Source organism: Actinoplanes sp. NPDC049598, from assembly GCF_040675435.1.
GTDB lineage: Bacteria > Actinomycetota > Actinomycetes > Mycobacteriales > Micromonosporaceae > Actinoplanes.
Map to the genome: position 1 here is coordinate 138,799 of NZ_JBFAOX010000007.1, position 19,680 is coordinate 158,478.

The 19,680-nt window shown below is 71.7% G+C and carries 16 protein-coding genes; 14 read left to right on the forward strand and 2 right to left on the reverse strand.

Annotated elements, in window-relative coordinates:
* Positions 1-105 precede the first annotated feature (105 nt).
* The 6 genes from AB0J66_RS18255 (at position 106) to AB0J66_RS18280 (ending at position 6,612) form a co-directional block, all read left to right on the forward strand.
* On the forward strand, positions 106-1,833 hold the full coding sequence (locus AB0J66_RS18255) for a serine hydrolase domain-containing protein (protein WP_364661563.1): 1,728 nt from the start codon (positions 106-108) through the stop codon (positions 1,831-1,833).
* Between the two features lie 12 nt (positions 1,834-1,845).
* The gene (gene ngcE, locus AB0J66_RS18260; protein WP_364661566.1) at positions 1,846-3,249 is read left to right on the forward strand and encodes an N-acetylglucosamine/diacetylchitobiose ABC transporter substrate-binding protein; all 1,404 of its coding nucleotides are present in this window, start codon (positions 1,846-1,848) and stop codon (positions 3,247-3,249) included.
* A gap of 1 nt (position 3,250) precedes the next feature.
* A complete protein-coding gene (locus tag AB0J66_RS18265; protein ID WP_364661568.1) occupies positions 3,251-4,156 on the forward strand; it encodes a sugar ABC transporter permease in 906 nt (301 codons plus the stop codon).
* 60 nt (positions 4,157-4,216) lie between these two features.
* Complete coding sequence (locus AB0J66_RS18270; protein ID WP_364662176.1) at positions 4,217-5,038, forward strand: carbohydrate ABC transporter permease; 822 nt, start codon at positions 4,217-4,219, stop codon at positions 5,036-5,038.
* A 115-nt stretch (positions 5,039-5,153) separates the two neighbouring features.
* The gene (locus AB0J66_RS18275) at positions 5,154-5,723 is read left to right on the forward strand and encodes a DUF1349 domain-containing protein (RefSeq protein WP_364661571.1); all 570 of its coding nucleotides are present in this window, start codon (positions 5,154-5,156) and stop codon (positions 5,721-5,723) included.
* A 244-nt stretch (positions 5,724-5,967) separates the two neighbouring features.
* Positions 5,968-6,612, forward strand: coding sequence for an FKBP-type peptidyl-prolyl cis-trans isomerase (locus AB0J66_RS18280; RefSeq protein WP_364661574.1), 645 nt, complete (start codon positions 5,968-5,970; stop codon positions 6,610-6,612).
* 6 nt (positions 6,613-6,618) lie between these two features.
* On the opposite strand, the gene AB0J66_RS18285 is transcribed toward AB0J66_RS18280, so the two are convergent.
* On the reverse strand, positions 6,619-6,855 hold the full coding sequence (locus tag AB0J66_RS18285) for a hemerythrin domain-containing protein (RefSeq protein ID WP_364661576.1): 237 nt from the start codon (positions 6,853-6,855) through the stop codon (positions 6,619-6,621).
* On the opposite strand from AB0J66_RS18285, the gene AB0J66_RS18290 reads away from it, so the two are divergent.
* From AB0J66_RS18290 to AB0J66_RS18320, 7 genes are all read left to right on the forward strand, one after another.
* A complete protein-coding gene (locus AB0J66_RS18290; protein WP_364661578.1) occupies positions 6,800-7,063 on the forward strand; it encodes a winged helix-turn-helix transcriptional regulator in 264 nt (87 codons plus the stop codon). The genes AB0J66_RS18285 and AB0J66_RS18290 overlap by 56 nt on opposite strands.
* Before the next feature lie 75 nt (positions 7,064-7,138).
* Complete coding sequence (locus AB0J66_RS18295) at positions 7,139-8,308, forward strand: cellulose-binding domain-containing protein (RefSeq protein ID WP_364661581.1); 1,170 nt, start codon at positions 7,139-7,141, stop codon at positions 8,306-8,308.
* Between the two features lie 82 nt (positions 8,309-8,390).
* On the forward strand, positions 8,391-9,119 hold the full coding sequence (locus AB0J66_RS18300) for an alpha/beta hydrolase (protein ID WP_364661584.1): 729 nt from the start codon (positions 8,391-8,393) through the stop codon (positions 9,117-9,119).
* Positions 9,120-9,123: 4 nt separating this feature from the next.
* Complete coding sequence (locus AB0J66_RS18305) at positions 9,124-9,792, forward strand: hypothetical protein (protein ID WP_364661586.1); 669 nt, start codon at positions 9,124-9,126, stop codon at positions 9,790-9,792.
* A gap of 226 nt (positions 9,793-10,018) precedes the next feature.
* Positions 10,019-12,646 carry an AAA family ATPase gene (locus AB0J66_RS18310; protein WP_364661589.1) on the forward strand — a complete coding sequence of 876 codons (2,628 nt, stop codon included), beginning with the start codon at positions 10,019-10,021 and terminating at the stop codon, positions 12,644-12,646.
* A 29-nt stretch (positions 12,647-12,675) separates the two neighbouring features.
* The gene (locus tag AB0J66_RS18315) at positions 12,676-14,094 is read left to right on the forward strand and encodes a BTAD domain-containing putative transcriptional regulator (protein WP_364661592.1); all 1,419 of its coding nucleotides are present in this window, start codon (positions 12,676-12,678) and stop codon (positions 14,092-14,094) included.
* Positions 14,095-14,099: 5 nt separating this feature from the next.
* Positions 14,100-14,660, forward strand: a complete 561-nt coding sequence (locus tag AB0J66_RS18320) for an alpha/beta hydrolase (RefSeq protein WP_364661594.1) — start codon at positions 14,100-14,102, stop codon at positions 14,658-14,660.
* On the opposite strand, the gene AB0J66_RS18325 is transcribed toward AB0J66_RS18320, so the two are convergent.
* On the reverse strand, positions 14,633-16,915 hold the full coding sequence (locus AB0J66_RS18325) for a helix-turn-helix domain-containing protein (protein ID WP_364661596.1): 2,283 nt from the start codon (positions 16,913-16,915) through the stop codon (positions 14,633-14,635). The genes AB0J66_RS18320 and AB0J66_RS18325 overlap by 28 nt on opposite strands.
* Before the next feature lie 112 nt (positions 16,916-17,027).
* Here AB0J66_RS18325 and AB0J66_RS18330 point away from each other — a divergent pair, with 112 nt between their 5' ends.
* Complete coding sequence (locus AB0J66_RS18330) at positions 17,028-19,679, forward strand: LuxR family transcriptional regulator (RefSeq protein ID WP_364661599.1); 2,652 nt, start codon at positions 17,028-17,030, stop codon at positions 19,677-19,679.
* Position 19,680 lies beyond the last annotated feature (1 nt).

The window sequence follows — 19,680 nt, forward strand, 5'->3', positions numbered from 1 at the left end:
TCGGAAGGTAGCCGGGTCACGGTCGTATGGCAATAACCTTCGCCCCCCTTGCAAGTCGCGAAGGAAACATCCATCCTCGACCAATCGACGTATTGAGGAGCGTTGATGATCAAGCCTCGTTTGCTCCTTCCGCTCTGCGTGGTGGCCGGCCTCGCGGCGGGGTCGCCCGCGACCGCCGCCCCAGCTCAGACGCCATCCGTGACCCCGGCCGACATCCGGTTCCGGCACGACGTGCTGCGTACCGGCACCGCGCGCCAGGCCGGTCTGTGGCCCGGCCCGGTGGCCGCGCTGCCCGGCCTGGCTGCCTCATATCTGACACCTACTCCCGATCACCCGGACCATCCCACGTATGCGGGCGCCACCGTGCTCGCCGCGCACCACGGTGTCATCGTGTCGCGCTTCGCGGTCGGCGACGCCGTCCGGTACGGCGCCGGCCCGGTCGAGCTGCCACCGGAGCAGCGCGTCCCGGCCCGTACGGACACGCTCTGGGATCTGGCCTCGATCTCCAAGCTCTTCACCACGATCGTCGTGCTCCAGCAGGTCGAGCGGGGCCGGGTGGACCTCGACGCGCCGGTCGCGAGCTACGTCCCGGAGTTCGCGGCCGGTGGCAAGCAGGCCGTGACGGTCCGGCACCTGCTCACCCACACCTCGGGGCTGCCGGCGTTCCGGCCGTTCTACTCGCTCTACCCCACGCCCGAGGAGCGCTTCGCGGCCGCGCTGGCCACGCCGGTGGACGCCGGCACGACGCCCGGCCGGCAGTACGTCTACTCCGACATCGGGCTCATCGCCCTCGGCGTGCTGATCGAGCGGGTCACGGGCCAGTCCCTGGCCGAGGCCGTACGCGGTGGAGTGACCGGCCCGCTGCGGATGCGGGACACCGGTTACCACCCCGGTCCGGCCCTGCGCGCCCGGACGGCGGCGACTGAATATCAGCCGTACGTCAACAGGGGTCTGGTGTGGGGTGAAGTGCACGACGAGAACGCGTGGTCGCTGGGTGGCGTGGCCGGGCACGCCGGGGTGTTCTCGACGGTGGACGACCTCGCGATCCTGTGCCAGACGCTGCTCAACGGCGGCTCGTACAAGGGCAAGCGGATCCTGTCCGAGGCGATGGTGCGGCGGGCGCTGGTCAACTACAACGCCGACCTGCTCGCGCAATACCCGGAGAGCGCCCGAGGGCTCGGCTTCGAGCTGTCCAAGTACTGGTACATGGACGGGATGGCCTCACCGGTCACCTTCGGGCACACCGGCTTCACCGGCACGTCGGTCGTGATCGACCCGCTCGACCAGTCGTTCCTGATCCTGCTCAGCAACCGGGTGCACCCGGACCGGGCCTGGGGCAGCAACAACGTCGCCCGGCGGGCCCTCGCCCGGTCGTTCGCCGCCGCTCACCCCCTCAGGGCGGACTGGCGGACCGGGACGCGGGACAACGCGGTCATGACCTTGACCGCGCCACTGCGGCGTGCGGCGGGCGAGCGGGCGCGAGCCTCGTTCGCTTTGTGGTACGACACGGAGCCGCGCACGGACACCTTGGCCGTCGAAGCATCCGCCGACGGGGCCGCGTGGACGCTCGTGCCCATGGCCCTGCGCGCACGACAAGGCTCGCTGACCAGCGACGGCACCCTCACCGGCTTCGGGGGCCGCCGCTGGTGGCAGGTCACAGCCGACATCCCCGCCGGCACGACGCTGCTGCGCTTCACCTATCGAACAGACGTGAACTCGCAGGGTCGCGGTGTTCTGGTGGACCGCCTGCGGGTGGCCGAACCGGGCGCGATCCTCGTCGACGGCCGGACCCGGTTGACCGCCGACGGCTGGAACCGTTCACCCAACGCTTAGGGAGTGCGAACCATGGGACACATCAGCCGGCGCGGGATCTTGCAGGGCGCGGCGGGCGTGGCGGCTGCCGGCGCCCTCGGTGGTTGCGCCATGGGCGGGGACTCCTCCGACGACTCCTCCTCTTCGAAGGGCGAGACCAGCGCGAATAACCCGCTCGGCGTGAAGGAGGACGCGCCGCTCGAGGTGGTCATCTTCAACGGCGGGTTCGGTGAGGAGTACGCGAAAGCGCACGAGGCGATGTACAAGGAGCGCCACCCCAAGGCGGAGATCAAGCACTCGGCCACCCAGCAGATCGCCGAGACGCTGCAGCCGCGGTTCGTGGCCGGCGACCCGCCGGACGTGGTCAACAACTCGGGCGGCAGCCAGATCGACTTCAACGGCCTGGTGTCACAGGGCGCGCTGGCCGATCTGGGCGAGTTGCTCGACGCGCCGTCCATCGACGATCCGAACAAGAAGGTACGGGACACTCTGCTGCCCGGAATCGTCGACGTCGGCTCGTACGACGGGAAGTTCCTGTCCTTGAATTACGCCTATTCCGCGTACGGCATCTGGTATTCGCAGAAGCTGTTCGACGCCAGAGGGTGGGCGTACCCGAAGACCTGGGACGACATGATCGCCCTGTGCAAGCAGATCAAGGCGGCCGGCATCGCGCCGTGGACCTATCCGGGCAAGCATGCGCGGTACATGAGCTGGCCGATCATCGCCGCCGCGGGCAAGCTGGGCGGGATCGACGTCATCAAGGCCATCGACAATCTCGAGCCGAACGCCTGGAAACACGAGGCGGTCAAGACGGCCGCCGAGGCGTATTACCAACTCGCGGTCGACGGCTTCCTGCAGCCCGGGGCCGAGGGCATGGACCACATCCAATCGCAGACCGAATGGTCCCGGGGTCACGCCGCGTTCGTCTCCTGCGGCTCGTGGCTGGAGAACGAGCAGAAGGCGGTCACCCCGCCCGACTTTCGAATGGCCGTCGCGCCGACACCGTCGCTCACCACCGGCGACAAGATGCCGTACGCGGCGTTCCGCGGCACCGGCAGCGAGCCGTTCGTCGTGCCGTCCAAGGGCAAGAACGTGCGCGGTGGCCTCGACTATCTGCGGGTCATGCTGTCGCAGAAAGGCGTCTCCGACTTCACCCGGAAGGTCAGCAGCCTCACCGCTGTGCAAGGCGCCGGCGCCGGCATCGACCTCGGGCCGGGCCTCGCTTCGGTTCAGAAACTGATCGATGCCTCCCAGGGCACCGCGTTCACCTGGCTCTACTCGTCCTATTACCGCAAGCTCGAACGGGAACGGGTCGACGCGGCCAGCGCCGAGCTCTACGCCAAACGCATCAACGCCACCCAGTGGTGCGACAAAATCCAGAAGTCGGCCGACGAGTTCGCCCAGGACTCCGCGATCAAGAAATACAAGCGGTCCTGACGTGCGCGGCAAACGCCTGTTCATCGCCGCCTTCCTCATTCCACCCCTGCTGCTGTACGGGATCTTCGTCGTCTCGCCCTATGCGCAGGCGTTCCAAATCGCGGGCACCAACTGGAGCGGGCTGTCCCCGACGTACGACTTCATCGGGCTGGACAATTTCCGGCGGCTGGCCGGCGACGGCTACTTCTGGAACGCGTTGCGGCACAACGGCTGGCTTCTCCTGCTCCTACCGGTGATCACGATCCTGCTCGGGCTCTTCTTCGCCTCGATGATCAGCGTGGGTGGCCGGGCCGACCGGGCCGGCGTGCACGGCGTCGCCGGGGCCGGTTTCTACCGGGTCGTCTACTTCTTCCCGCAGGTGCTGTCGGTGGCCATCGTCGGCGTGCTCTGGAAGGAGGCCTACGCCCCGCACACCGGCATGGTCAACGGCTTCCTGCGGGCGGTCGGGCTGGACGGGCTAGCGGTGGCGTGGCTGGGCGATCCCCGCTTCTCGTTCTGGTGCGTGATGGCCGTGATGATCTGGATGAACGTGGGTTTCTACGTGGTCCTGTTCAGCGCGGCCATGCAATCGATACCCCGCGACCTGTACGAGGCCGCGCTGCTCGACGGCGCGAACCGGCTCACCACGCTCGTACGGCTGACCGTGCCCCTGGTCTGGGACACCATCCAGGTCGCCTGGGTCTACCTCGCCATCATCGCCATCGACGGCTTCGCCATCGTCCAGATCATCACCGACGGCGGCCCGTCGTCCTCGTCGGACGTGGTGGGGTTGCGGCTGTACAAGACCGCCTTCGCCGACGGCCAGTTCGGTTATGCCTCGGCCATCGGTGTTGCCATGTTCTTCCTGACTCTCACCGTGGCCGCCATGTTCCTGCGGGTCACGCGGCGCGACCGGGTGGAGTTGTGAATGGCTGTACTCACCCGCGCCCGGCCTTCTGTCGTGGAGTCGTCGCCGCCTCGCTCCTCCATGCCCGTTTTGTCGCACGTCTTTCTTGTCTTGTGGGCCCTTCTCACCACGCTGCCGCTGCTGTGGGCCATCATGAGCTCGTTCAAAAGCGACAACGAGATCCTCACCAGCCCGTGGACCCTGCCGTCCTCGCTGCGCTGGGAGAACTGGTCCCGCGCCTGGAACGAGGCCCACATCGGCCGCTACTTCCTGAACAGCGCCATCGTCGTCACCGGCGCCCTCACCCTGACCATGCTGCTGGGCGCCATGGCCGCGTACGTCCTGGCCCGCTACCACTTCCGCGGCCGCCGCCTCGTCTACTTCGCCTTCGCCGGCGGCATGATGTTCCCCGTCTTCCTGGCCCTGGTGCCGCTCTTCTTCGTAGTCCGCAACCTGGGCCTGCTCGGCACCCTCCCCGGCCTGACCCTGGTCTACGCCGCGTACTCCCTGCCCTTCACGGTCTTCTTCCTGACCGCCTTCTTCCGCACCCTGCCCACCTCGGTCGCCGAGGCCGCCCTGGTCGACGGCTGCGGCCACTTCACCCTCTTCCTCCGGATAATGCTCCCCATGGCCCGCCCCGGATTGGTCGGCGTAGGCATCTTCAACTTCCTCTTCCAATGGAACCAGTACGTCCTCCCCATAGTCCTGATGCAAGGCGAGGACGCCGACCAGAAATGGGTCCTGGCCCAGGGCCTGACCGCCCTGGCCGTCAGCGAGGGCTACGCCGGCGACTTCAGCGGCCTCTTCGCCGGCATGACCATCGCCATGCTCCCCGTCCTGATCGCCTACCTCCTCTTCCACCGCCAGGTCCAGTCCGGCCTGGCCGCCGGCCAACTCCGCTGACCACCTCCCTCAGGCGTGGCCGGAGATGACGGCAGCTCGCCCGATCGACGGCTGCTCTATGAGAGCTGACGCCCAGTGCGGCTCGTCCCACCACCAGTTGCCATAGGATGACGCGATGTCGACGGGGATGTCGTGGCTCAACGAGCCGCCGGAGTGGTCCGAGCAGGACGGTGTGATCCGCGTTCGGACGGGGCTGAAGACTGACTTCTGGCGGAAGACGTTCTACGGCTACGTCACCGACAACGGTCACTTCTACCACCGCCCGGTCGCCGGTGACTTCACCGCGGAGGTGACCGTGTCGGCTGCGGCGGCCACGCGGTTCGACCAGGGTGGCCTGATGGTGCGGGCGGGCGAGCGGACCTGGCTGAAGACCGGGCTCGAGGTCACCTCGGGCGCCGTGCAGCTGAGCACCGTCCTCACCCGGGACGACTCCGACCTGTCGGTGGTCCCGCTGCCCGGCCACAACGGCGAGCTGACGTTGCGCCTGACCCGCTTCGGCTCCGCGGTGTGCGTGCATCACGCCACCCCGGACGGCTCCTGGCATCTGGCCCGCCTCGGATACCTGGACCTGCCGGAAACCGTCGACGTCGGGGTCATGGGCTGCTCGCCGGAGCGCGAGGGGCTGGAGGTCACGTTCCACGATTTCCGGATCGGGGCCCCGATCTCGCGGGACGGCCTCGAGTAACGAACGTCTCGACGCGGGTGAGGGTCCCGCTGGTGTCGGTGTGCAGGTCGCTGCCCATGCCCAGTGGTGCCGCGGCGTCGACGTGTTCCGGGGTGTCGTCGATGAACAGCGCGTCGACCGGGGCGGCCCGGACGCTGCGCAGCCGGTTGGCGATCGGGTCGGCGACGTCTCGGTCATGGCGGGAATTTCGGGGTGGGGCGTTGGAGGGCCATCGGCGGGAGTCGCGGTGTCGTATTGTCGGACGGTGCCCGATTCTGTAGTGCGTCCCCTTAAGACGAAGGCCGAGAAGCGGGCCGAGGCCAAAGCGGCCAAGGCGCGTGCCCGTGCGAGGGCCAAGCGCCTCCGCGTGCTGACCGTGGCCGGGGCCGCTGTGGTTGTGGTGGCTCTGCTGGTCGGGCTGTTCGTGTGGATCAACAGCGCGTCGTCGGAGCCGGAGCCGGCGGCGACGGGGGCGAGTACTGAGGCCAGCGCGGCCGTGCCCAGTGCGGCGGCGTTTCCGCCGCTTCCGGCGGGGGCCGATCCGGCGCTGGGTAAGAAGCCGGCCGTGGCTGCGGGCACGGGTGCGGTCAGCCGGCTCAAGACGACGACGCTGGTGCCGGGCACGGGGGCCGCGGTCGAGGCGGGGCAGACGATCAGCGTGAACTACGTGGGTGTCACCTACGCCGACGGCAAGGAGTTCGACTCGTCGTGGAGCCGGTCCGAGCCGTTCAGCTTCCGGATCGGCGGGGGCGAGGTCATTCCGGGCTGGGACAAGGGGCTGCTCGGGGTCAAGGTCGGCAGCCGGGTCCAGCTGGACATCCCGGCCGAGCAGGCGTACGGCGAGAAGCCGGCGGGCGGTCAGCCGGCCGGCGCCCTGCGATTCGTGGTCGACGTCCTGGCCGCGGCCTGACGGTCCTCACGCGGCGGGCCAGCGCTGCCACGTGCTGAGTACTGGGGCCAGGGCCTGCTCTTCGCGGGTGAGATGGTCCAGCAGGTGGGTGGACAGTTCGGTGAGGGCCGTGGCGAGGTGGGTTCGCGCGCGGGGCTCGTCCAGGTGGTGGGCGGCGGATTCGATCTCGTCGAGCAGGTGGGCGACGATGCGGTGGTCGGCTTCGAGGCTCCTGGCCGGGGCGCAGGGCGCGCGCCGCTTCACCGAATACCGGGCGCTCGCGCCGCGGATCTCCGACCGTTTGCTGGCTCAGCGGCTCAAGGAGCTTGAGAGCTGCAAGCTGATCCGGCAGGAGGTCATCCCGTCCACTCCCGTGCAGATCCTCTACACGCCGTCGCCCCAGGGGGCTGAGTTGATTCGCGCCCTGCAGCCGCTGATCGCCTGGAGCGCGTCAGCGGCCGAGAACCGCTGATGGCTTCTCAAGCATGCTGATTGGAACTACAGTCATCGATATGTGGGAGCGCTCCCACGAAGACTGGAGGCAGCCATGAGAGGTCGGTACGTCGCTGGTGCGGCGGCGGGAGTGCTGGTGGCGGCGGGGGTCGTGGCGGTCGGAGCGCCGGCTGCGACGGCCGCGGCCGCGTGCACGGTCGGGTGGACGGCCAATCAGTGGTCGACCGGCTTCACGGCCGACGTCCAGGTCACCAACGGCGGTGCGCCGGTCACGTCGTGGACGTTGTCCTGGACCTTCGCCGGGGACCAGCGGGTCACCAACGCCTGGAACGCCACGGTCACCCAGTCGGGCGCGGTCGTCACCGCGGCCAGTGTCGGCTGGAACGGGCCGCTGGCGACCGGGGCGTCCACCCGGTTCGGCTTCCAGGGCACGTACTCCGGCACCAATGCGGCGCCGACCGCGTTCACCTTCAACGGCGTCCCGTGCGGCGACACCCCGACCCCACCGACGACCACCCCACCGACGACCACTCCGCCCGCGACGACTCCGCCGGCAACGACTCCGCCGGCAACGACCCCGCCGGCGCCGGGTGGGAGTGGGGACGGGTTCGAGAATCAGGCGGGCAGTGTGCCGGGTGGGGACTGGGCCGTCACCTACCCCGACTGCTCCGGGGCCGGCACCGCGGCCATCGACCGGACGGTCGCGCACGGTGGCTCGGCCTCGCTGCGGATCAACGGCGCCGCCGGCTACTGCAACCACGTCTTCGTCCGCAACACCCGGCTCCTCGGCAGCGGGGGCACGGCCTGGTACGTCCGTTTCTGGGTGCGGCACACCACCGCCCTGCCCGCCTCGCACGTCACCGCGGTGGCCATGCGGGACGCGGCCGACGGCAACCGGGACCTGCGATTCGGGGGCCAGAACGGCGCCCTGCAGTTCAACCGCGCCTCCGACGACGCCACCCTGCCCGAGCAGAGCCCGGCCGGTGTCGCCCTCTCCGCCCCGCTGCCGGTCAACACCTGGAACTGCGTCGAGTACAAGGTCGACGGCGGCAACGGCACCATCGAGACCTGGCTCAACGGCACCTCCGTCCCCGGCCTGCTCGAGGACGGCACCCCCACCCACGACATCGACGGTCAGTGGCTCAACCGCACCTGGCGCCCGGCCCTGACCGACCTCCGGCTCGGCTGGGAGAGCTACGGCGAAGGCGCCGACACCCTGTGGTACGACGACGTGGCCGTCAGCGCCTCGCGAAACGGCTGCTGAAGTAGCTGTCCACTAAATCTCCAGAAGCCGGGGACAGCATCGGCGCAACGGGCGGATGCACCCCCGGCTAAGGAGCAACGACATGGGCAAGCCAACGATCGTCCTCGTGCACGGGGCGTGGGCCGACGCGTCCAGCTGGAACGCGGTGGTGACCGATCTGCGGGGGCGGGGCTTCAGCGTGCTGGCGCCGCCGAACCCGCTGCGTGGGGTCGCGTCGGACGCGGCGTACCTCTCCTCTTTCGTCTCTCAGCGGACCAGCGGGCCGGTGGTGCTGGCCGGGCACTCCTACGGGGGTGTGGTGATCGGCAATGCGGCCGGGGGCCTGGAGAACGTCAAGGGCCTGGTGTACGTGAACGCGTTCATCCCGGCCGAGGGGGAGAGCATCTTCCAGATCCTGGGTGGGTCGGGGTCGGGGCTCGACGTGCCGGACCCGACGACGGTGCTCGATGTCATCGGCTACCCGGGGGCGCCGGAGGGGGACGCGGAGGCGTACCTGAAGCAGGGGACGGTGGATCGCCTCTTCGCCCAGGATCTGCCGGAGGGGGAGCGGGCGCTGATCGTCGCGGGGCAGCGGCCGATCACCCTGAGCGCCAACGCCACCCCGTCGGCCGCGGCGGCCTGGCGGGCGCTGCCGAGTTGGGCCGTGGTCGGTACGGAGGACCTGGTGATCCCGGCCGACACGCAGCGCTCGATGGCCGAGCGGGCCGGCTCGAAGATCTTCGACGTGGCCGCCTCGCACCTGTCGCTGGTGTCGCACCCGTCGGTGACCGTCGAGGCCGTCCTGGCCGCGGCCGCCCACGTGGGTGACTGAGTCCATGCGGGTCGCCCGATTCTGCGTGCTCGGGGTGGCCGGCGTTCTGGCGGCCGGGGCGTGCAGCGACACGCCGACGGAAGCGGCGCCGCCCGCCGTCACCACCGGGTCGGAGGCCGCGCCGGCGCCAGAGCCGGCCGACGAGCCAACGACCGCGCCGACAAAGGCGCCTACGACCGCGCCGACAAAGGCGCCGACAACGAAGCCGACGAAGGCGCCGGCGGAAGAATCGGATTTGTCGCAACTGCGGAGGATCGGCGTCGACATCGGAGCCGGGATGATTCTCGACGTCGCCGACGACGGGGTGGACCGCTGGCTTCAGGTCGGCAAGAACGGCGTCGTCGACTTCACCGGCACCACCCGGACCGATTCGACGATGATGTCGTTCCAGCCGGCGCCGGTGGCGGCGAAGAACCGGGTGGTCATCAAGCCGCCGTTCTGGAACGAGGACACGGGGGCCGGGTCCTGCGTCGCCGACACGGCCGGCGCGCCCTTGAAGCTGGAGACCTGCTCGCCGGGTAAGGCGGCCCAGATCTGGCAGGTCGTGCCGGCCGGGGATTCGGGTCAGTTCGAGCTGCGCGGGGCGTTCGGCATTCTGCGGGTCGAGGACGGCAAGCTCACCACGGCCGCGAGCGGCCGCACCGGCTTGCAGACCCTGGACTTCGCAGGCTGAGGCGGGCCGGCTGCGGCCGGCGAGCGGGTGAGCGGGCGAGCGGGCGACCGGGCGAGCGGGTGAGCGGGCTGCGGCGGGCGAGCGGGCTGCGGCGGGCGGGCGGGCGGGCGAGGTGAGGGGCGGGCTGAGGCGATCGGGCAAGCGGCCGCTGTTCACGGGGGAACGGCGGCCGTAGTCCGTGTCGCCGATCACGGTGGCCGGGGCCACGCCGTAGCAAGATTGGGGAATGTCGAAGATCGTTGGGCGGGACGGCCAGGTCGGCCGGCTGGAGTCGCTGCTCGACGACGCGGTCGCGGGGCGGGGCGCGGCCCTGGTGCTGCGCGGCGAGGCCGGGATCGGCAAGTCGGCGCTGCTGGAGCGCACGGTAGCGGCCGGGCGCGAACGGGGCCTGCGTGTGCTGACGGTGACCGGGGTCCAGGCGGAGGTGCAGATCCCGTACGCGGGGCTGGACCTGCTGGTGCGCGGGGTGACCGCCGAGTCCCCGTACCGCCGGGCCCTGGAGGTCCTGGACCGGCTGGCCGAGGGCGACCAGCCGGTGTTGCTGGCGATCGAGGACGCGCACTGGCTGGACGCCTCGACGTGGGAGACGCTGACCTTCCTGTGCCGGCGCATCGAGTCGGACCGGGTCGCGGTCGTGATGGCCGTGCGCGACGGCGAGGACATCGACCGGCGGCTGGCCGCGGCCGGGCTGCCCGAGCTGCGGCTGGAGCCGTTGACGGCGCCCGACGCGGGTGCGCTGCTCGACCGTACGGCCCTGGGCCTGACCGAAGCGTTGCGGCAGCGGGTGCTGGCCGAGGCCGCGGGCAACCCGCTCGGGGTGGTCGAGCTGGGCGCCGCGGCGGCCCGGTCCGGCGGGGCGGCGCTGCTGCCGTCGGCGCTGCCGCTGAGCGACCGGGTCGAGCGGACGTTCGGCGGTCTGGTCGCCGATCTGCCGCCGGACACCCGCCATCTGCTGCTCGTCGCCGCGCTGGACGACGGCCGTGACCTGGACGAGATCCTGGCCGCGGCCGGCGTGCCGACCGAGGCGGTCCAGCCCGCCGTGACGGCCCGGCTGGTGACCGTCGACGAGGGCTACGAGCTGCGGTTCCGGCATCCGTTGTTGCGGTCGGCGCTGCGCCAGCAGGCCCCGCCGGGTGAGCGCCGGCGCGTGCACGCGGCGCTGGCCGAGGTGGTCGCGGGCAGCCCGGAGCGCCGGCTCTGGCATCGGGCCTGGGCCGTGACCGGGCCCGACGAGGCGCTGGCGCGGGAGCTCACCGCGTCCGCCCTGGCCGCGACCGAGCGCCAGGCGGTTTCGATCGCGCTGGCCGCCATCCACCGGGCGGTGCAGCTGAGCGAGGATCCGGCCGCCCGCGGCAACCGGCAGATCTGGGCCTGCGACCTCGCCCACGAGCAGGGTGACGCGCACACCGTGCGCCGCATCCTGGCCGAGATCGACGAGGCCCCGCTGAGCATGGCCGACCGGGCCCGGGTGACCTGGATCCGGGACAGCTACTACCCGAACGCCTGGTCCGGGCCGGAGCGTCTGCACGCCTACGCGAACCTGATCGACGACATGCGCCGCGACGGCGATCCCGTCTCCGCCGCCAAGGCGCTGACCGATGTCGCCCTGCGCGTGTACTACTCGAATGTTCCGGCCTACGTGACCGACCGGTTCACCGAGGTCAGCGCCGCGCTCGGGCTGGACGAGGACGATCCGGTCCCGACCGCGGCGCTGCCGCTGATGGCCCCGGCCGAACACGGCGCGGCCGGGCTGGCCCACCTGCGGCGGCTGGTGCACCGGATGGATCTGACCCCGGCCATGCGCAACGGGCTCGGCATGACGGCCTGGGCGGTCGGCGCGTTCGACCTGGCCGGGACGTTCGCGCTGTCGGCGGCGGCCGACTTCCGGGCCCAGGGCCGGATCGGCGGTCTGGCCCAGGCGCTGAACACGGCCGCCGCGGCCCGGGCCGGGCTGGGCGACACCCAGGGCGCTCTGCCGCTGGCCGCCGAGTGCATCGCGCTGGCGACCGAGGTCGGGCAGCCGATGTGGGCCATGGGCGGCAGCCTGATCACGGCGCTGATCGAGGCGCTGCGCGGCGACGTGGCCGACTCGCAGCGCCGGGCCGACGCCGCCGAACAGGTCATCCACGCGGCCCGGATGCTGCCGATGCTGGCCCTGGTCCAGCGCGCGCGGGGGGTGTCGGCCTTGGCCGAGGGGCGGGCCGACGACGCGTTCCGCCAGCTGTTGCGGGTCTTCGATCCCGGTGACAGCGCGTACTTCCCGCACCAGCAGCTCCACCTGCTGGGGCACCTGGCCGAGGCGGCGATGCTGGGCGGTTTCCACGACGAGCTGCGCCCGATCGTGGCCGGGCTGCAGCCGGTCGCCGCGCGCAGTCAGTCACCGGCGCTGCGGGTCGGCCTCGACTACGCCCGGGCCGTGCTCACCGGCGACTACGAGGCCGCGCTGGCCGGCGACCTGACCGGCTGGCCCTTCGAGCGGGCCCGGCTGCAGCTGACGTACGGGTCGTCGCTGCGCCGCTCTTTCCAGATCACCGAGAGCCGGCCCCTGCTGCGCTCGGCCGTGGCCACCTTCGACGCGCTCGGGGCCACGCCGTGGGCCGACCGGGCCCGCTCGGAGCTGCGGGCCACCGGGGAGACCCGCCGCAAGCCGATCGACGCGCTGGGCGTACTGACCCCGCAGGAGCAGCAGATCGCCCGGCTGGCCGCCGACGGGCTGAGCAACCGCGAGATCGGCGAGCGGCTGTTCCTGTCGCCGCGCACGATCAGCACCCATCTGTACCGGATCTACCCGAAGGTCAACGTCAGCACGCGGGCCGAGCTGGCCCGGGTCATTACGTCAATCGACGTAGTCTGACCAGTCGGCTTGCTGCCTACCGTCGGGCCATGACAGTTCGCCTGCAGGTCCTCGGCCCGTTGCGCGTCTGGCACGGCGACGCCGAGGCCGATGCGGGCCCCAATCAGCAACAGTGCCTGCTGGCGCTGCTGCTCGCCGCGGCCGGCGAGCCGATCGGCCTGCCGTCGCTGATCGAGATGCTGTGGGGGTTCGACTCCCCACCGAGCGCGATCAACATCATCCACAAGTACGTGGGTCAGCTGCGCCGCCTGCTCGAGCCCGGCCTGCCGCCCCGGGCCACCGGCGCCTACCTGACGCGGCACGGCACCGGCTACCGTTTCGTGGCCGGACCGGAGACGCTCGACCTGGTCCGGTTCCGGCAGCTGGTCGCCCAGGCGCAGGCGGCCGACAACGACGAGGCCCTCGACCGGTACGCGGAGGCGCTGCGCCTCGGTCACGGACTCGCCGGCGTGGGGCTGGCCGACACCACGGCCGCCCTGACGGCGTTCGCGAAGCTGAACAATGAGTTCGCCGACGCCGTGGTCAGCGCGGCCCGGCTGGCCATCCGGCTCGGCCAGCCGGCCCGGTTGCTGGCCGCGGTGCGGCACGCGGCCGAGATCGACCCGCTCAACGAGGTCGTGCACGGCAACCTGGTGACGATGCTGGCCGCCGCCGGACGGCAGGCCGAGGCTCTGGCCGTCTACCGCGCGATCCGGGAGCGGCTGGCCGGCGAGCTCGGCATCGACCCCGGGCCGGACCTGCAGAACGCGTACCTCGGGGTGATGGCGCCGTCCGCCCGCCTCCACCCGGCCCAGCTGCCGCCCGACCTTCCGCTGTTCGCCGGGCGCGAGGACGAGCTGGCGACGCTGCACCGGCTCACCGCGGGCCTGCACGGCGGCGGGCGCACCAGCCCGCTGATCGTCGCGCTGAGCGGCCCGGCCGGCGTCGGCAAGTCGGCGCTCGCCGTCCGCTTCGCCCATCTCGCCGCCGCCGGCTTCACCGACGGCCAGCTCTACCTCGATCTGAGTGGGCCGGAGCCGCTCGGTGAGACCTTGAGATCCTTGCTGTACGGGTTGGGCATGCGCCGCCCGGACATGCCCGACACGGTGGCTGCGCAGGTCGGCGCGTACCGCAGTCTGACCGCCGGCAAGCGGATCCTGGTGTTGCTGGACAACGTCGGCGACACCGTACGGCTGCGGTCGCTGCTGCCGAACTCGCCCACCAGCCTGGTGCTGGTCACCGCCCGGCACCGGCTACTCGACCTGGCCGTCCACGATGGGGCGCACCTCCTGCGGGTCAGCCTGCCGGACCTCCGTACCGCCCGGAAGTTGTTGTCCTTGCGGGTGAACGCCGACCGGGTCGACGAGATCATCGAGCGGAGTGGCCGCCTGCCGCTGACCATGGCCACGATGGCGCACGGTTCTGCGTCTTCAGTTCGTGGCGCCGCCGGGCCGGCTCGCGTGCAATAGGGGGCATGCCGGACCCGATCGTGCTCGTGCACGAGGACACCGCGACGTGGGACGAGCAGCGCCGCGTGCTCACGGCCGCCGGTCACCCCGTCGTCTCGTTCGCCGACTTCCTGCGGAAGCCGTCGCTGACCGGCTGCGTTCTGGTCGCGGCGGGTGCGGGCACGGGTCCGGCGGTACGCCACCTGAGCGCCGGGCGCTCCGGGCGGGTGCGCAAAGCCGTACTGATCGGTGTTGTGCCGCCTTTTCTGCCGCGCACGGAGGACAACCCGGACGGGTTGGACGACACGGCCCTCGCCCACGCGTGCGCGCAGCTGGCCGGTGACCCGGCTCTGGCCGACCAGGTGGTGCGTACGGACTATCGGGCCGACCTGCCCCGCATCGCCGTGCCGGTGCTGGTGCTGCACGGCGACGCCGACACCGTGCTGCCGATCGACGCCACCGCCCACCGGCTGCCCGGTCTCATCCCGGACCTGCGCTACGAGGTGATCCCGGACGGGCCGCACGACCTCGGCCGGACCCACCCCTCGGTGGTGAACCGCTACTTGCTGGACTGGGTGGCGTCGTGAGCGGCCAGCGCCTTCTCCACCGCCTCGACGCGGCCGCGCAGCAATTTGTCGCGGCCGGCCAGGTTGTCGGTGACCTCCCGCAGCGACTCGATGGTGGCCAGGTCGGCCCGGACCGCCTCGAAGTCACCGAGCCGCACGTTGATCTGGGCGCGAGTGGCCAGGACCTTGAGCATGTAGCCGCTCGGATCCGGCAGGAGCGCCGTGGTGGCGACCGCCTCCTCGGATCGGCGCAACGCCTCCGGCCACCGCCCGGCCGTCTCCTCGATCCCGGTCAGGAAGGTCAGCGCCGCTTGCTCGCACAGGCGGGCGATGTGCGGCGGGGGCGCCGTCGCCGGATCCCGGACCACGGCCATGACCTCCTCGAAGATACCGATCGCGTCGTCGCCGGCGCCGCTGCCGATCATGGCCATGCCCAGCTGGATCAGGGCGTTCGGGACGCCCTCGAGGTCGCCCACGGCCCGCAGATCGGCGACGGCCGCCCGCGAGAAGCCGATCTGCTCGGCGGACCGCCCCTGAGCGCGCAGCGCCCAGCTGACGTAGTAGTTGGCCCAGCCGATCTGCCGGCGGTCACCGGAACGCCCGGCGCACTCCAGGGCCGTCCGGGCGTGGACCAGGGCGGCGTCGGTGTTCTCCTCCGTGGTCGCGATGTAGACCCAGGCCAGATATCCCTCGTGGACGGCTCGCAGGACATCGTCGCCGAGCCGCTCGGCGGCCCGGCTCGACAGGGTGTAGACGTCCTCCCAGCCCGGCCAGATGAACCAGCTGTCGCCGAACCAGTGCAGCGCCTCGGCCACGTCGATGACCCGCTGATGGTCGTTCTGCTCGGCCGCGGCGTGCAGGGCCGGCAGCCAGTTCTCGGCCTCGGCCCGCAGCCAGGCGCTGGCCTCCGCGGTCGAGGTCAGCTCGACCACCTCGGTGCGGCCGGCCTTGCCCGGGCCGTAATCCGGTTCGAAGTGCCGGCCGGCCACGATCACGGTGTCGAGCAGCCAGTCGTCGCGGCGCCGGATCGCGGCCGCGCGGTCGGCCGCGCTCTCCTCCTTGTCCAGCGCCGACGCGGCGTACAGCCGCAGCAGGTCGTGGAAGTCGAAGCGGCCGTCCGGCCGCTGCTGCAGCAGGCTCAGATCGATCAGGTCGTCCAGCGCGTCCTCGGTGACCGGCAGCGGCTCCTCGACCAGCACGGCCGCCAGCTCGGCCCCGGTCGACGAGCCGGGGACCAGGGCCAGCCGGCGGAACAGGCGCCGGGTCACCCCCGACAACTGCTGGTACGACAGGTCGAAGGCCACCTTGACCTGCAGATCACCGGCCGACAGGGCCTCCAGGCGGCGCTCCTGGGCGGTGAGCCGGGCGATCAGGTCGTCGGCCGTCCAGCCCGGCCGGCTGGCCAGGCGGTTGCCGGCGATCCGCAGCGCCAGCGGGATGTGCACGCACAGATCGGCGATACGGCGCAGCTGCTCCCGGCTGGGCTCCGCGCCGGAGAGGATGCTCGCCAGCAGCGCGGTCGAGTCGCCCTCCGAAAGCGGTTCCAGCCGAAGCCGGTGCACATCCTCCAGGCCACTCAGCGAACGCCGGCTCGTCACCAGGACGACGGCCGGGCCGTGCGGCGGCAGCGCGGGGCGCACCTGGCTCTCGCTGATCGCGTTGTCCAGCACGATGACGACTCGTTGGCCGCGGATCAGGCTGTGCCACAGGGCCGAGGTCTCGTCGACGTCCCGCGGCACGGCCCGCACGTCCGGGCTGACCGCGCGGATGAGCCGGCTCAGCACGGTCAGCGGGGTCAGCGGCTTGGCGTCCAGCCCGCGCAGGTCGACGAAGAGCTGCCGGTCGACCGGCCAGGCCTGGGCGGCCCGCACGGCGAAGGTGGTCTTGCCGACGCCGGCGGTGCCGCTGATCGCGATGACCGGCGCCGTCTCCCGCCCCTCGGCGGCCCAGGCGGCCACGGTGGCCAGCTCGGCGGCCCGGCCGGTGAAGTCGGCGACCTGGCGCGGCAGCGGACTCCGGTTGGCCGGGGCCGGCGGCGGGGCGTTGCGGCCCTCGCGAGCCGAGGTCAGCAACGCCACGCGGTCCGCCTCGGTCACGCCGAGCCCGTCGGCCAGCGCCTCCACTGTGCGCGGACGCGGGCGCCGGCTCACCCCGCGCTCCATGTCGCTGATCGACCGGTCGCTGACCCCGGACGCCTCGGCCAGCTGCTCGATGGTCAGATCGGCCGCGGCCCGCAATTGCCGCAGAAGCACACCGAACGAAGCGTCGCCGGTCATCGCCCACCCCCAGGTCGAGCTTTTGTTCTACCCGATCATCAGTTCTGCGTCTTCACTTCGTGGTGCGGCCCCGACCGCGAATGGTCGAATTTCCTGGTCAAGGGGGTAAGCGATGCCAGACGTACGCATGATCGGGCGGCCTGCGCTTCCCGATTTTCACCACCCGCCGGTGCCTTCTGCCTCGTCGACCTCGGCGGCCGGGCAGCCGGTGCTTTCTGCCTTGTCGACCTCGGCGGCCGGGCAGCCGGTGCTTTCTGCCTTGTCGACCTCGGCGGCCGGGCAGCCGGTGCGCGGCGCCTCTCCGGACTTGGCGGGCAACCAGCCGGTGTGCGCTGTATCCCGGGTGTCGGCGGGCGACCGGACGATGATCGCTGCCTTCCTGGAGTCGGCGGCGAGTCGGCCGATGTCGCTGGCGGTGCTCGGGGAGGCCGGGATCGGCAAGACGACCCTGCTGGGGGAGCTGGGCCGGCTCGCGGGGGAACGCGGCTTCCGGGTGGTCGACCTCGCTCCGGACGCGCCCTTGCGGACCCTCTTCGCGGCCCACGCCGTTGTGTCGTCCGGGCCGGCGCGCCCTCATCGTGTGTTGCGCGACTTCGTTCGCACCGGCCGTCTGGTCTGCTCCGACGACGAACCCGCGCTGGTGACCGGCATGGTGCTGGCCCTCGACGGGCTCGCCGCGGCCGCGCCGGTGCTGATCCTGATCGACCGCGCCGACACCCTCGACGGCGAAACCCGGCGCCTGCTCACGTCATTGTTGCGTCACCTGTCGACCGAACGCGTCTCGCTGGTGCTGGCCGCCCGCGGCAGCGAGCCACCCGTCGACATCAGCCGCTATGCGGTGCCACCGCTGACCACGACGACGGCGGCACGCCTGCTCGGCCCGCAGTTCACCGGCTCCCGGCGCGACGCCCTGCGCCGCGCCGCCGGAAACCCGATGGTCCTGCTCGCCCCCGAAATCAGTCCCGACCACACCCGAACGCTCGCCGAGTTGCCACCAGTCACCCGCCGACTGCTGTACCAGGCCGCCCTCGGCAACGGCTCGGAGCCGGTGGACGCCCTGACCCGCTCCGCCGCCGGCGCCGGCCTGCAGGACTGGGAACCGGCCGAGCAAGCCAACCTGATCACCATCACCGACGGGCGGGTCCGCTTCACGCACCCATTGCTCCGCGCCCACCTGGCCACGGCTGCCCCCACCCCCGCCTCCGCCGCCGCTTCCTCCGCCGCCGCCTCCTCCGCCTCCGTTTCTGCTGCCGCCTTCACTGGCTTTGGCGCCGCTGAGGCCCTGCCCGCCATAGGAGTGCTCGGGGCCTACCACGCCGGCGAGCCCGCCTGGGCGGTCGAACTTCACCGCGGCGCGCCCGACTCAGGGACCTTCGAGCGCGCGGCCGCCGGTTTTGCCCTGATTCAGCTGGCGCGGCCGGTCGAGGCTTGGGAGCTTGCTCAGAAGTCAATCTTTGATGGGGCGCTGGGCGGCGTGGAGACGATGCACCTGGCCGCTGTCGCTGCGACGGCGGTGATGGTGTCGGGCGAGGCCGAGCACTTCCGGCAATTGCCGCGCGTGCTCGACCGGGTCGACAACGCATCCGACGAGACTGCGGACCGGGCCGAGGTTGCTGCGGGCTGGGCCGGCCCTGTCGCTGCTGCTGGCGCTGTCGATCCTGCTGGCCGGGTGGGCCGGGTTGGCGGGGCGAGCGCCGGCCGCCGTCGTGGCGTTGAGGGGGGTTTGGGCTCGGCGGCGCGGTTGCTGTTCACCGGAGCTGTGGCCTGGCGGTGGGATGACTCGGGGCGGGCGGCGGCGGATCTGGGGGCGGTGCGGCGGATCGGGCTTCGGGAGGAGGCGCCGGGGGTCGTTCTGACGGCGCTGCCGCTGTTGATTCTGGCGCTGATGGATGGGGGGCGGTGGGCGGAGGCGGCTGCTCTGATCGAGGAGGGTGAGGAGCTCGCCGCGGTGAGTGGCGCGACCCTGCTCGACTCCTTCTTGCCGGCGGTGCGCCGCATCATTGGGGTCTGGCGGGGTGAGGGGGCGATGCCTTCCGGTTCTCCAGGGGACGGGCTGGTGGCGAGTCTGCATCATCGGGCGGCGGGGCTGGCGGCGCTGGCGGAGGGGGAGCACGAGGACGCGTACGGCTGCTTGAGGACCTTGTTTGATCGGGACGGGCGGGCGCGGCATCCAGTGCTGGGGCCGCAGGTGCTGCCGCAGCTGGCGTTGGCTGCGGTGCGGACCGGGCGGGTGGCGCAGGCGCGGGCCGTTGTGGGTGCGTGCCGCCCGGCCGGGCGGCGAACGGCGATGCTGGCCGGGCATGCCGGGGCGCTGCTCGACGGGGACGAAGAGGCGTTCCGCCGCGCGGCCGGGGCCGGGGAGGCCGGGCGGCGGTGGCCGTTGGAGCACGCCGAGGCTCAGCTCGGCTTCGCGATCTGGTTGCGGCGGCAGCGGCGGCTGCGGGAGTCGCGGCCGTACTTCCAGGGCGCCCTCGACACGTTCCAGCGGCTCGGCGCCCGCGCGCAGGCCGAACTGGCCCGCCGCTACCTGCCGGGGTCCGGAGTGGACGGACCGGAACCGGGCGCGATCCTGGCCGGGCTGCCCGCCCAGAAGCAGCGGATCGCCCGGCTCGCCGCCAACGGGCTGAAGAACATCGAGATCGCCCGGGCGCTCAACGTGTCACCGCGGACCGTCTCCTCCTATCTGCACGACATCTTCCCGCGGCTCGGCGTAGGCAGCCGTCACCAACTGCGGGAGCTGCTGACCGCGAACCGGGCCGGCTGAC